Origin of the sequence: Pseudomonas sp. Z1-12, assembly GCF_051132015.1 — a bacterium.
Taxonomy (GTDB): Bacteria; Pseudomonadota; Gammaproteobacteria; order Pseudomonadales; family Pseudomonadaceae; genus Aquipseudomonas; species Aquipseudomonas zanjanensis.
Window position 1 is genome coordinate 5634968 of the sequence record NZ_CP071647.1, and the last position, 12940, is coordinate 5647907.

The 12940-nt window shown below is 61.4% G+C and carries 16 protein-coding genes; 11 read left to right on the forward strand and 5 right to left on the reverse strand.

Annotated features, from left to right (window positions below; genetic code table 11):
- Window positions 1-33: 33 nt before the first annotated feature.
- Complete coding sequence (locus J3P85_RS24485; RefSeq protein ID WP_186729776.1) at window positions 34-639, forward strand: hypothetical protein; 606 nt, start codon at window positions 34-36, stop codon at window positions 637-639.
- Between the two features lie 4 nt (window positions 640-643).
- Here the strand turns inward: J3P85_RS24485 and J3P85_RS24490 are convergent, their stop codons facing one another.
- A complete protein-coding gene (locus J3P85_RS24490; protein WP_434703854.1) occupies window positions 644-1603 on the reverse strand; it encodes a MerR family transcriptional regulator in 960 nt (319 codons plus the stop codon).
- Between the two features lie 220 nt (window positions 1604-1823).
- On the opposite strand from J3P85_RS24490, the gene J3P85_RS24495 reads away from it, so the two are divergent.
- The 7 genes from J3P85_RS24495 (at window position 1824) to J3P85_RS24525 (ending at window position 6567) form a co-directional block, all read left to right on the forward strand.
- Window positions 1824-2384 carry an antibiotic biosynthesis monooxygenase gene (locus J3P85_RS24495; protein ID WP_434703855.1) on the forward strand — a complete coding sequence of 187 codons (561 nt, stop codon included), beginning with the start codon at window positions 1824-1826 and terminating at the stop codon, window positions 2382-2384.
- A 233-nt stretch (window positions 2385-2617) separates the two neighbouring features.
- The gene (gene folM, locus J3P85_RS24500; RefSeq protein ID WP_434703856.1) at window positions 2618-3328 is read left to right on the forward strand and encodes a dihydromonapterin reductase; all 711 of its coding nucleotides are present in this window, start codon (window positions 2618-2620) and stop codon (window positions 3326-3328) included.
- Window positions 3329-3348: 20 nt separating this feature from the next.
- Complete coding sequence (gene folE, locus J3P85_RS24505) at window positions 3349-3909, forward strand: GTP cyclohydrolase I FolE (protein ID WP_434703858.1); 561 nt, start codon at window positions 3349-3351, stop codon at window positions 3907-3909.
- Window positions 3910-4290, forward strand: coding sequence for a dihydroneopterin triphosphate 2'-epimerase (gene folX / locus J3P85_RS24510; protein WP_025211888.1), 381 nt, complete (start codon window positions 3910-3912; stop codon window positions 4288-4290). It abuts the gene before it with no gap.
- A gap of 97 nt (window positions 4291-4387) precedes the next feature.
- Window positions 4388-4684 (forward strand): DUF1244 domain-containing protein, encoded by a 297-nt coding sequence (locus tag J3P85_RS24515; RefSeq protein ID WP_434703860.1) that lies wholly within the window; start codon window positions 4388-4390, stop codon window positions 4682-4684.
- On the forward strand, window positions 4677-5015 hold the full coding sequence (locus J3P85_RS24520; protein WP_434703861.1) for a HopJ type III effector protein: 339 nt from the start codon (window positions 4677-4679) through the stop codon (window positions 5013-5015). Before J3P85_RS24515 ends, J3P85_RS24520 begins: the two co-directional genes overlap by 8 nt.
- A gap of 301 nt (window positions 5016-5316) precedes the next feature.
- Window positions 5317-6567: a 2-aminoadipate transaminase gene (locus tag J3P85_RS24525; RefSeq protein WP_434703862.1), complete on the forward strand. Its 1251-nt coding sequence runs from the start codon at window positions 5317-5319 to the stop codon at window positions 6565-6567.
- Between the two features lie 195 nt (window positions 6568-6762).
- Here J3P85_RS24525 and trxB read toward each other — a convergent pair whose 3' ends face one another.
- Complete coding sequence (gene trxB / locus J3P85_RS24530) at window positions 6763-7725, reverse strand: thioredoxin-disulfide reductase (RefSeq protein WP_003205459.1); 963 nt, start codon at window positions 7723-7725, stop codon at window positions 6763-6765.
- A gap of 311 nt (window positions 7726-8036) precedes the next feature.
- On the opposite strand from trxB, the gene cysZ reads away from it, so the two are divergent.
- Window positions 8037-8792, forward strand: coding sequence for a sulfate transporter CysZ (gene cysZ / locus J3P85_RS24535; protein WP_186729782.1), 756 nt, complete (start codon window positions 8037-8039; stop codon window positions 8790-8792).
- Between the two features lie 40 nt (window positions 8793-8832).
- Window positions 8833-10032, forward strand: coding sequence for a glycosyltransferase family 4 protein (locus tag J3P85_RS24540; RefSeq protein ID WP_434703863.1), 1200 nt, complete (start codon window positions 8833-8835; stop codon window positions 10030-10032).
- Between the two features lie 137 nt (window positions 10033-10169).
- Here J3P85_RS24540 and J3P85_RS24545 read toward each other — a convergent pair whose 3' ends face one another.
- The 3 genes from J3P85_RS24545 to J3P85_RS24555 all read right to left on the reverse strand — a co-directional run bounded on the left by J3P85_RS24545 (window position 10170) and on the right by J3P85_RS24555 (window position 12614).
- Window positions 10170-11273, reverse strand: a complete 1104-nt coding sequence (locus tag J3P85_RS24545) for an NADH:flavin oxidoreductase (RefSeq protein ID WP_434703864.1) — start codon at window positions 11271-11273, stop codon at window positions 10170-10172.
- 259 nt (window positions 11274-11532) lie between these two features.
- Complete coding sequence (locus J3P85_RS24550; protein WP_434703865.1) at window positions 11533-12015, reverse strand: glutathione peroxidase; 483 nt, start codon at window positions 12013-12015, stop codon at window positions 11533-11535.
- A 113-nt stretch (window positions 12016-12128) separates the two neighbouring features.
- Window positions 12129-12614 carry an FKBP-type peptidyl-prolyl cis-trans isomerase gene (locus J3P85_RS24555; RefSeq protein ID WP_434703866.1) on the reverse strand — a complete coding sequence of 162 codons (486 nt, stop codon included), beginning with the start codon at window positions 12612-12614 and terminating at the stop codon, window positions 12129-12131.
- Here J3P85_RS24555 and J3P85_RS24560 point away from each other — a divergent pair.
- Window positions 12583-12921, forward strand: coding sequence for a DUF3565 domain-containing protein (locus J3P85_RS24560; protein WP_250964045.1), 339 nt, complete (start codon window positions 12583-12585; stop codon window positions 12919-12921). The two genes, J3P85_RS24555 and J3P85_RS24560, sit on opposite strands and share 32 nt — an antisense overlap.
- Window positions 12922-12940 lie beyond the last annotated feature (19 nt).

A 12940-nucleotide genomic window follows, 5' to 3' on the forward strand; every position in this document is an offset into this window, starting at 1 on the left:
AGTGAATATGTAAATCATCATTTCGAGCCGACCATGCAGCGCGATGCCCTCCTGACGCAGGATGAACTGGATTTCATCCGGACCATGCAGCACAACCCGCAGTTGAACGAGCGGGATGTCACGTCGAGCTTGCTGGTCAACGGTGGGTCGCAGATCCGTGACTTGCTGACGCGCCTGGCAGCGAATGAGCAGGTCACGTTGCAAGCCAATTTCGAAAACCAGCAAATGACTTTTCCGCTGCATCTGGTGGAAGACGAATTCCATGCGATGCACCTGCGCCTGGGTGTGCCAAGCATCTACGAGGACGGACCGAAGATTCGCCCGTGGCGCCTGGTGCTCGACGAGCCGGTGGCGCTGGAGAATATCAAGGGCCAGCCGGGACCGCTCTGGGTCCACGAGGTGTCCTGCAAAGGCGTATTGCTGGAAAACCGCAGCCGCACCAAGCCACCAAAGCAATTTGCCTTGTGGTTCAGCCCGTCAGGCTACGAGAGGATTTCATTACGTGGATCCTTCGAACGAGAAACCGATCGAGGTTTGTTGGCCTATCACCTGAACCAGAATGACCAGGACGAGACCGAGCGCCTGCGCCAGTACATCCTGCAGCAACATCGCCTGACCCATCCCACCATGCATCTCTAGTCAGTCAGGTGTCGAGATTGCCTGCCAGAAATTGGCGCAGGCGCTGGCGCATCACCGTTCCGTCATTACCCAGGCAACCGATTGACGAGCCCGCCAGGCTTTCCTGCGCGAGGTCGGATGCCTCACCGGCCAGCATCAACGGACAATCGAGGGTCATCGCCAACTTGCCCAGGCGCTTGGGCAAATCCGGGACCGGCGCGTGATCGGAAACGAGCACCAAGGCCAGCGGCTGGACCTTCTGGCACACCAGGGACAGTTCGTCGAACGGCAGGCCGATTGACAGCACCCTGACGCCCACGTCCGCCTTGGACAGGAACAGCGCCGCGACCAGCAACTCCAGTTCACGGCATTGGCCAGCAATAGCACAGACCAAGATACGAGACGCCAGAGCTTCGCGCTTGAGCAAAAGCCGCTGGGTGATGCGTGAACGCAGGAAGCCGTCGAAAAATACCCATTCGCTGATTTGCCCGAACTCTGGCTGGCGATACAGCATTTGTCGCCAAAGCGGCATCAGGATGTCCTGGAACACGACCGGCACGGTGTAGGTGGAAAAGATCTGACCATAGACGTGATCGAGTTCCACATCGTCAAAGTTGGCGACTGCGGCCGCCACCTGGTGCTGCCACTGGGCGTAGTCGGCCCTGACCAGATCCGATGAAATCAGCGTGGAGACCGGTTGCACCGACTCGGTCTTCGCCAAAATCTTTCCCACTTTGCTTACGGCTACCCCGCGGTCTATCCACGCCAGGATGCTGCGCACCTTTTCGATATCACTCAAAGAGTACAGGCGATGCCCACTTTCGGTGCGAGTGGGTTGGATTAAACCGTAGCGCCGCTCCCATGCGCGTAGGGTCACGGGATTCACACCGGTCATGCGCGCAACTTCGCGAATGGGAAACAGCTCTTCCCGCTTCAAGGCACCTGCTGCCTGGAAAACCAGGCTTTCCTCTGTGATTAGGCTCATTTTTGCAGACAATCCCGGCAGGGAAATTGGATCCTTGTTTTACCCCTCCATCACACGTCATGACAAGAACAAACGTATTAAAGGTGCGATTTTGTTGTTTTTCGCACAATCGGGAATAATCCTTGCCTGTTTTTTGGCGACCTGACGCTACCCACCATCCCGGGGCGTCTCCCGCGAATCTCCTACCCGGAGTACTGCGCCTGTCTTACGGAGATACATAATGTCTACCTCACCCGTCACCCTGATGGTGGCCCGCCGCGTCGCCAACGGGCGCTATGAAGATCTGATTGCCTGGTTGCGCGAAGGCGAACAACTGGCCACTGATTTTCCCGGCTACCTGGGTTCCGGCGTGCTCGCGCCACCGCCCCAGGACGATGAATTCCAGATCATCTTCCGGTTCGCCGACGAACAGACCCTGCACGCCTGGGAACACTCCGCTTCACGCACGGCCTGGCTGGGACGGGGCAGCGATCTGTTTGCCCATCCCTCCGAACATCGGGTGCGTGGCATCGATGGCTGGTTCGGCGCGGTCGGCCAGCGTCCGCCCCGCTGGAAACAGGCCGTGGCCATCTGGCTCGCGTTCTTTCCCGTATCGCTGTTGTTCAACTTCCTGTTGGGGCCGCTGCTGGGCGAACTGGGCCTGTTGAACCGCGTGCTGATCAGCACACTCATCCTGACACCGCTGATGGTTTACCTGTTTATCCCGATGTCGACCCATTTGCTGGCGAACTGGCTCAACGGCCCGCCGCAGCGGGAGTTGCCGGCTACGCAGAATCAGTGATGCCACCCGCCTAAACAGTTACCCTGACTCATAGGCAACAAAGGACGTGTGGGAGCGAGCTTGCTCGCGATGGCGGCCTGTCCGTCAAACTCGTTGTTGACTGTCGCACCGCTATCGCGAGCAAGCTCATTCCCCCAGGGGACAGTTGAGTTGCCACTGGATTAGCCGTTGTACGTAGGATGCCTCCTCCGTCGCTGTTATAGTTTTGCTCTTGCCGTGAACCGAGCCGTCCCATGTCCAGCGCCACCGCTCCTATCCTGATCACTGGTGCAGCCCAGCGCGTCGGCCTGCACTGCGCCCGACGCTTGCTGGAGGACGGGCACCCGGTGATCGCGACCTATCGCACCGAACGCCCCGGCGTGCAGGCGTTGCGCGACTTGGGGGCGACGGTGCTGTTCGCCGACTTCTCCAGCGAAACGGGAATCCTGGCCTTTATCGAACAACTCAAGCAGCACGCCGACCAGCTGCGGGCCATCGTGCACAACGCCTCGGCCTGGATGACCGAGGCGCCTGGCAACGAAGCGACGGCATTCAGCGCCATGTTCAGCGTGCACATGCTCGCGCCTTACCTGATCAACCTGCATGGCGCCGAACTGCTGCGGCGTTCAACGCCCGCGGATATCGTGCACATCAGCGATGACGTGACTCGCAAGGGCAGCGCCCGGCATATCGCCTATTGCGCCACCAAGGCCGGCCTGGAAAGCCTGACCCTGTCGTTCGCGGCGAAGTTCGCCCCCGCGATCAAGGTCAACGGCATCGCCCCGGCCCTGCTACTGTTCAAACCCGAAGACGACGCGGCTTACCGCGCCAAGGCCCTGGCCAAGTCCGCGCTGGGTATCGAACCTGGCAGCGAAGTGATCTACCAGAGCCTGCGTTATCTGCTGGACAACCCCTATGTCACCGGCACGACCCTGACCGTCAACGGCGGGCGGCACGTCAAATAGCCTTGTTTCGAGGATGCACCATGACGCTATCCCTGCCCCAGCACTACCGCGAGATCCTCATCGGCCTGGGGGAAAACCCCGAGCGCGAGGGTTTGCTCGATACCCCGGTGCGTGCCGCCAAGGCCATGCAGTACCTTTGCCATGGCTATGACCAAAGCGTCGAGCAAATCGTCAACGGCGCGCTGTTCGCCTCTGACAGCGATGAAATGGTGATCGTCGCCGACATCGAACTCTATTCACTCTGCGAACATCACCTGTTGCCCTTCATCGGCAAGGCCCATGTGGCTTATATTCCTACCGGCAAGGTCTTGGGGCTGTCGAAGATCGCCCGGTTGGTGGACATGTTCGCCCGCCGCCTGCAAATCCAGGAGAACCTGACCCGGCAAATCGCCGACGCGGTGCAGCAGGTCACCCAGGCCGCCGGCGTGGCGGTGGTGATCGAGGCCCAGCACATGTGCATGATGATGCGCGGTGTCGAAAAACAGAACTCGACCATGAACACCTCGGTGATGCTCGGCGCCTTTCGCGACTCCAGCACCACGCGCCAGGAGTTCCTGCAATTGATTCGACGGAGCAAGTAAATGCCACAACTTCAGCCAGCCATGGCACGTATCAAGGTCAAGGACCTGCGCCTGCGCACCTTCATCGGCATCAACGAGGATGAAATCCTCAACAAGCAGGATGTGTTGATCAACCTGACCATCCTCTACGCTGCCCAAGAAGCGGTGCGCGACAACGACATCGACCACGCGCTGAACTACCGCACCATCACCAAGGCGATCATCGCCCACGTGGAAGGCAACCGCTTCGCCCTGCTCGAACGCCTTACCCAGGAACTGCTCGACCTGGTCATGGCCAATGAGTCGGTGCTGTACGCCGAAGTCGAAGTGGACAAGCCGCACGCCTTGCGCTTCGCCGAGTCCGTATCGATTACGCTCGCGGCAAGCAGGGCTACTTCGTAGCAGCCAAAAGCTTCAAGCTGTAAGCTTCAGGCCTGAACACCGCAAACCCACTTTCAGCTTGAAGCTTGCCACTTGAAGCTGTCTTGCAGAGACCCCCATGAACGACCAACAACGCCTCGAACTCGAAGCCGCCGCTTTCCGTCGGCTGGTTGCCCACCTGGACAGCCGCAAGGATGTGCAGAACATCGACCTGATGAACCTCGCCGGCTTCTGCCGCAACTGCCTGTCCAAGTGGTACAAGGCCGCCGCCGATGAACGCCAGGTCGAGGTCAGCCTCGACGACGCCCGCGAAGTGGTCTACGGCATGCCGTACGCCGAGTGGAAAGCCCTCTACCAGAAAGAAGCCAGCGCCGAACAACAGGCGGCGTTCTCCAAAGGAAAACCCGATGCTTGATCTTGCCACCCTGCGCACCCGCCTCAAGAGCGGTGAACATGCCTTCGCCGACACCTTGGCCTTTATCGCCGCCGGCTACGACTACCAGCCCCAGGCTTTCAACAACGGCGGCGTGCAAAACGCCGCCGGGCAGAACGAAGGTTCGTGCAAGACCCTGGGCCTGGCGCTGCTCGAAGGCTTGAGCGATGAAGAAGCGCTGCTGGCGTTTGGCGAACATTACCGTTCGGTGCTGGCCACGCCCCAAGGTAGCGATCACGGTAATATCCGCGCGTTGATGGCCCATGGGCTGGCGGCCGTGACGTTTAAGGAGCAGCCGCTGCAACGGCGTTGACCCGAGCCCCGCTCTGTAGCCAGGTCCGCTTTTGTGGCGAGGGAGCTTGCTCCCGCTGGGCTGCGCAGCAGCCCCAAACAATCAAACTCAATTTGCCTGACACTCCGAGTTGCCAGGTTTCGGGGCCGCTTCGCGCCCCAGCGGGAGCAAGCTCCCTCGCCACGGGCTACACATCCCAAGTAAGCAGCGCCTCACCACATCCCGACTTTTAAGATTGACCCGGCAACTTTATTTCGTTTGCCGGGCCCCTCTGCTCGCGGCTTAGATAACGGAAATTTCTCCTTCGTCCGGGCCGTCCTCCATGAGCAGCGAAACCATCAGCCAATCGATCTCTATCGTGCATCCCGTCAGCCTCAGCCACGGCAAGAATGCCGAGGTCTGGGATACCGACGGCAGACGCTACATCGATTTCGTCGGTGGCATCGGTGTATTGAACCTGGGCCATTGCCATCCGCGCATCGTCGAGGCGATCCGCGAACAGGCCACCCGGCTGACTCACTACGCCTTCAACGCCGCGCCTCACGCGCCCTACATCGAGTTGATGGAACGTCTGGCGGCGTTCATCCCGCTGGGCTACCCCGTCAGCGGCATGCTCACCAACAGCGGCGCCGAAGCGGCGGAGAATGCCTTGAAGATCGTGCGCGGTGCCACGGGCCGCACCGCCGTGATCGCGTTCGACGGCGCCTTTCACGGCCGCACCCTGGCGACCCTCAACCTCAACGGCAAGGTCGCGCCCTACAAACAGAAAGTTGGCGTGCTGCCCGGGCCGGTGTATCACCTGCCGTACCCCAGCCAGGACAACGGCATCACCTGCGATGAGGCTTTGAAGGCCATGGAGCGGCTGTTCAGCGTCGAGATCGACGTGAATGACGTGGCCTGTTTCATTGTCGAGCCGGTGCAGGGCGAGGCCGGCTTCCTGGCGATGGACGTGCCCTTCGCTCAGGCCCTGCGGCGGTTCTGCGACGAGAAGGGCATTGTGCTGATCGTCGATGAGATCCAGTCCGGCTTCGGCCGCACCGGCCAGCGCTTTGCCTTCCCCCGGTTGGGCATCGAGCCAGACCTGGTGCTGCTGGGCAAAAGCATTGCCGGTGGCGTGCCCCTGGGAGCAGTGGTGGGACGCAAGGCGCTGCTGGACAACCTGCCCAAGGGTGGCTTGGGCGGCACCTACTCGGGCAACCCCATCGCCTGCGCCGCCGCACTGGCGACCCTGGACGAAATGACCGACGCTAATCTGGCCGCCTGGGGTGCACAACAGGAAGAGGCGATCGTCAGCCGCTACGAATCCTGGCGCCGTCGCGGGCTGAGCCCTTACCTCGGCCGCCTGACCGGTGTCGGCGCGATGCGCGGCATCGAACTGAGCCACGCCGATGGCACTCCGGCCTCGGCACAACTGACGCAACTGCTGGCCCTGGCACGGGAAGCGGGCCTGCTGCTGATGCCCAGCGGCAAATCGCGGCACATCATCCGGCTGCTGGCGCCGTTGACGACCGAACCGGCGGTGCTGGAAGAGGGGTTGGATATTTTGGAGGCGTGCCTGGCGAAGCTGGCCTGAAATGCTCTGTTTCTGACCACACAAAACCCTGTGGGAGCGAGCTTGCTCGCGATAGCGCCAGTTCAGCCAAATCGAGGCTGACTGACACACCGCTATCGCGAGCAAGCTCGCTCCCACAAAGGTTATCCACAGGCGTTGTGTTAAATACCAGGCATGAAAAAACCGGCCGAAGCCGGTTTTTTTGTACCCGATGAATCAGAACGAAGCGTTCTGCAGGCCATCCAGGTAACGCTCGGTGTCCAGGGCTGCCATGCAACCGGCACCGGCCGAGGTGATCGCCTGGCGGTAGACGTGGTCGGCCACGTCGCCGGCCGCGAAGATGCCTTCGACGCTGGTGGCGGTGGCGTTGCCATCGCGGCCGCCCTTGACTACCAGGTAGCCGTCCTTGAGTTCCAGTTGGCCTTCGAACAACGAGGTGTTCGGGGTATGGCCGATGGCGATGAAGACGCCGTCAACCTTGATCTCGTCAAAGCTGCCGTCGTTGTTCTTCAGGCGGGCACCGGTCACGCCCATGTTGTCCCCCAGCACTTCGTCCAGGGTCGCGTTGAGCTTGAGGATGATCTTGCCTTCGGCGACGCGGGCGTTGAGCTTGTCGATCAGGATCTTCTCGGCGCGGAAGGTTTCGCGACGGTGGATCAAGGTGACCGTGCTGGCGATGTTGGCCAGGTACAGGGCTTCCTCGACGGCGGTGTTGCCGCCACCGACCACAGCCACTGGCTTGTTGCGGTAGAAGAAGCCATCGCAGGTGGCGCAGGCCGAAACACCTTTGCCCATGAACGCTTCTTCCGACGGCAGGCCCAGGTAACGAGCGCTGGCGCCGGTGGCGATGATCAGGGCATCACACGTGTAGGTCGCGCTGTCGCCGGTCAGGGTGTATGGCTTGGCGGCGAAATCCACGGCATTGATGTGATCGAAGACGATCTCGGTCTCGAAGCGCTCGGCGTGTTCCTTCATGCGCTCCATCAGGGCCGGGCCGGTCAAGCCGTGGACGTCGCCCGGCCAGTTGTCGACTTCGGTGGTGGTGGTCAATTGGCCGCCGGCCTGCATGCCGGTGATCAGCAGCGGCTTGAGGTTGGCACGGGCCGCATAGACCGCAGCGCTGTAACCGGCAGGGCCGGAACCAAGGATAATCACTCGCGAATGACGCACTTCAGACATGACCTGCTCCTGTTGACCGGACCTTGCGGGCCGGAACGCCGGGTGAGCGGCGCAAATAAAAAAGGACCGTTGACGCACTTGGGGAAGGCTTGGGTTCGACAGTCCTGGAAAAGAATGGGTGCAGCGTATCGAGGGAGCGAAGATTAAGGAAATACGGTTTAACAATCCAGCTCATAGGTGAGCTCTATCCCCGGCGGTCCTTTTAATAGGCGCCTTCGCCTCAAGAAACGTTGTTACACGCCATGTCGCCGCTTTCCCGGGCGGGGCAAAGCCGGTAAGGTCGGCGCGTTCATCTTCGCTCGGAGCCACCTATGCCCGCCCCCGTCCTGTCCGGCCCGCAATATCTGCGAGAAGGCCTCAAGTTGGTCTTGAGCCCGGGCCTGCGCCTGTTCGTCCTCTTGCCCCTGGCGATCAACCTGGTGCTGTTCGTCGGATTGATCTACCTGGCCGGCCATCAGTTCAGCCTGTGGGTCGATACGCTGATGCCGTCGCTGCCGGAATGGTTGAGCTTCCTCAGCTATGTGCTTTGGCCGCTGTTCGTGGTGCTCGTCGTGTTGATGGTATTTTTCACCTTCACCATGCTCGCCAACATCATCGCGGCGCCGTTCAACGGATTTCTCGCGGAAAAAGTCGAAGTAGTCATTCGTGGCACCGACGATTTCCCGGCCTTCAGCTGGGCCGAGTTGATCGCCATGATCCCCCGGACCCTGAGCCGGGAGGCGCGCAAGCTGGGTTATTTCCTGCCCCGCGCCCTGGGGCTGTTCGTGCTGTCGTTCATCCCCGTGGTCAATCTGGTGGCGGCGCCGCTGTGGTTGCTGTTCGGCGTGTGGATGATGGCGATCCAGTACATCGACTACCCGGCAGACAACCACAAGTTGGGCTGGAACGAAATGCTCGCCTGGCTGCGGGAAAAACGCTGGCAGAGCCTGGGCTTTGGCGGCAGCGTGTACCTGGTGCTGCTGATCCCGGTGGTGAACATCCTGATGATGCCGGCGGCGGTGGCCGGGGCGACGTTGTTCTGGGTGCGCGAGCAAGGCGCCGAGACCGCGTTGGCCCGCCAGGGCTGAGCCGGTCACAAATCCATCATCCAGGCGTCACAATGACGAAATGGCCCCGGTCGACACTGGGGTCATGACCACACCCCTGCACATTACCCTGATCACCGAAACCTTCCCGCCGGAAATCAACGGCGTGGCCAATACCTTGGGCCGCCTGTACGACGGCTTGCGCGCCCGCGGGCATCAGGTCGAGCTGATACGACCTCGCCAGGCCGAGGACCCGCGCCAGGCCAACGACGACCAACTGCTGCTGTGCCGGGGCTGGCCGCTGCCGGGTTATCCGGGCTTGCAGTGGGGCCAGGCGTCGATGCATAAACTGCTCCGGCGCTGGAAACGCCATCGTCCGGACGTGCTGTACATCGCCACGGAAGGGCCGCTGGGTTTGTCGGCGCTGCGGGCGGCGCGTCGCCTGGGCATCTCGGTGGTCAGTGGTTTCCACACCAATTTCCAGCAATACACCCAACAGTACGGCCTCGGGCTGTTGAGTCGCGGGCTCACCCATTACCTGCGCTGGTTTCACAACCGCTCCAGCCTGACCCTCGTGCCCAGTCTCAGCCAACGCCTGGAATTGGAGCGACGTCATTTCGAGCGGGTGGCGTTGTTGTCCCGGGGCGTGGACAGCCAACTGTTCCATCCAACCAAGCGCTCGGCGAGCCTGCGCGAAGCGTGGGGCCTGGGCGATGACGACATTGCCGTGATCCATGTCGGACGCCTGGCACCGGAGAAAAACCTCGGGCTGCTCAAGCGCAGTTTCGACACGCTGTGCAGCGCTTTCCCGGGGCGCCGGATGAAACTGGTAGTGGTCGGCGACGGCCCGCAGCGGTCCGCGTTGGAGCAGGCATTGCCCGAGGCGATCTTTTGCGGTTCGCAACGCGGCGAGGCGCTGGCCAGCCACTATGCGTCCGGGGATGTGTTTGTCTTTCCGAGCCTGACCGAAACCTTCGGCAATGTGGTGCTGGAGGCGCTGGCGTCCGGGCTGGGGGTGGTGGCCTACGACCAGGCCGCCGCGGCGCAACATATTCGCCACGGCTACAACGGCGTGCTGGCGATGCCAGGCGATGAAGAGGCGTTCTGCGATGCCGCCCGTTGGCTGCTGGAAGAGCGCGAGACCTTGCGTTGCGTGCGACTCAATGCGCGCCAGCATGCCAGTCGCCAGGGGTGGGCGTCGGTGATCGAGCAATTTGAAGCGCAGTTGCGAGGGGTTTGCGTGGGTGAGCAGGTGATGCCTGCTGCGCCGACGGCGCGCTGATTGTTTGGTGATGCTGAGGCCGCCATCGCGAGCAAGCTCGCTCCCACAGGGGTTCTCGGCTAAACACAAAATTTGTGCGCGCTGAAGATCAAATGTGGGAGCGAGCTTGCTCGCGATGGCGTCGGATCAGACGCCGCCTAAACCAAGGTCATCAACGCCTCGCGACTGAACGGCAAGATCTCCTGCTCCCGCCCTTCACGGACTTTTTGCGCCCAGTCCGGATCCACCAGCAGCGCACGCCCCACCGCCACCAGGTCGAACTCATCGTTGTTCAGGCGCTCCAGCAGCTTTTCCAGGCTGGCCGGTTGCGCGACTTTGTCGGTGTTGACCATGAACTGCAGGAACTCGCCATCCAGGCCGACGCTGCCGACGGTGATGGTGGGCTTGCCGGTGAGCTTGCGGGTCCAGCCGGCCAGGTTCAGCTCGGAGCCTTCGAATTCCGGCTCCCAGAAACGTCGCGTCGAGCAGTGGAAAATATCCACACCCGCTTCGGACAACGGCTTGAGAAATTCGCCCAAGGCTTCAGGCGTCTGCACCAGGCGCGCGGTGTAATCCTGCTGTTTCCATTGGGAGAAGCGGAAAATGATCGGGAAGCCCTCGCCCACCGCCGCACGCACGGCACGGATCAGTTCGATCGCAAAGCGCGAACGGTTGGCCAGGCTGCCGCCGTAGCCGTCGGTGCGCTGGTTGCTGCCTTCCCAGAAGAACTGGTCCACCAGGTAACCGTGGGCACCGTGGATCTCCACTCCGTCCATGCCGATGCCCTGGGCGTCTTTTGCCGCTTGGGCGAAGGCCGCGATGACATCGTCGATGTCCGCCTGGGTCATGCCGTGGACCACCACCTGGCCGTCCTTGAGCTTTTCGGTCGGACCGTAACCCGGCACGCTGGCGTCCGGCTCGGTGCCGATGCGTCGCACGCTGCCCACGTGCCACAACTGTGGAACGATCTTGCCGCCTTCGGCATGCACCGCATCGACCACCTGCTTCCAGCCGGCCAACGCTGCATCGCCGTAGAAATGCGGCACGTTCGGGTAGCCGTTGGAGGCCTTGTGCCCGACCGTCGTGCCCTCGGTGATGATCAGGCCGACCCCGGCCGCCGCGCGACGACGGTAGTACTCGATCACCTTGGCGTTCGGCACGCCGCCCGGCGAAAAGGAACGGGTCATCGGCGCCATCACCACCCGGGTCGGCAACTCGAACGCGCCGAGTTGGAAGGGTTTGAACAGGGCTTTTACAGGCATGGGGCACTCCACGGAACGAAGTCACAGGTCGGATATGACGACGATAATATGGAGCACGAGGGGCGCTGGACAGCACTATTGATTTGAATGATCAAGGATCAGAAGGGAGCGGTGAGTACCACAGCCTCAAGCATGTTCCCTGTGGCGAGGGAGCTTGCTCCCGCTCGGTTGCGCAGCAACCGCAAAAAGCCAGGGCCGCTTCGCAGCCCAGCGGGAGCAAGCTCCCTCGCCACAAAGGCACCGCCATACATTATTGGGATCAAGCCAGCGCTTTTTCGATCGCCTTGATCACGGCAGGATCATCCGGCTCCGTGCGCGGTGAGAAACGCGCCAGCACCCTGCCGTCCTTGCCAAGCAGGAATTTTTCGAAGTTCCAGGTGATGTCCCCGGGAAACTCGGCCCCCTCGCCCGCCAGCAGGCGGTACAACTGATGACGATCATGACCATTCACGTCCAGCTTGCTGGACAGCGGGAACGTCACGCCATAGTTGAGGCTACAGAACTCCTGGATTTCCTGCTCGGTCCCCGGCTCTTGCCCGGCGAACTGATTGCAAGGCAGGCCCAGCACGCTGAAGCCCTTGTTCTTGTATTGCTGATAGAGATTTTCCAGCGCCGCGTACTGAGGCGTAAGGCCACATTTGGAGGCGACGTTGACCACCAGCACGACTTGCCCCTTGAAAGGCGCCAGAGGAAGCTCCTGACCATCCAGGGCTTTCAGTTTAAGGTCGTGGAAAGCACTCATGACGAACTCCAGGTTTGCGGATCTTTTCGAAACAGCCATGGGTGATGCTAACAGCAGGGACTAAAAAGGCGCCATAGGGCGCCTCTCCAGTCAACTTGAGCGTAGCGCAGAAATCAATGGTGATGGCCGCCTTCACCATGGACGTGACCATGGGCGATTTCTTCCTGGCTGGCGTCACGGATGTCAACGATCTTGACTTGGAAGTTCAAGCGCTGACCGGCCAACGGGTGGTTGCCGTCAACGGTGACGTCGTCGCCGTCCAGGTCGCGGATGGTGACGATCTGCATCTGGCCATCGGGCGCCGAAGCATGGAACTGCATGCCCACTTCCAGCTCATCCACGCCTTCGAACATGCTACGGCTCAAGGTGCTGACCAGTTCAGCGGAATATTCGCCATAGGCGTCTTCCGGCTCAACGGCCACTTTCAGCTCGTCACCGACGGCTTTGCCTTCCAGGGCCTTCTCCAGGCCTGGAATGATATTACCCGCGCCTTGCAGGTAGACCAGCGGAGCGCCGCCGGCAGAGCTGTCGATGACCTCACCAGCGTCGTTGGTCAGGGTATAGTCGATGGAGACAGCCTTATTGGCGGCGATCAGCATGGGGCGAGACCTTTTGCATAAGAATGAAGAACGGACAAGTCTAAACAAGGATTTGCCCGAAAGCGAACGGAACCCGGACAAACGGGCTAGCTCGAACAGACCGACGGTCACCGGTTTCCATCAGGACGAGGACGGACACTGGGTGGCCGAGCTGTCCTGTGGCCACACCCAGCACCTGCGTCACCAACCGCCGTGGCAGTCTCGGGCCTGGGTGCTGGACCCTGCGCAACGTATTGGAAAAATAGGCCAGCCCTTTGATTGCGGCTGGTGCGCTCAAGGCCCGGTTAGCGATAACCTTGGCGACTGAATCGTGGGTAGACGGCCAG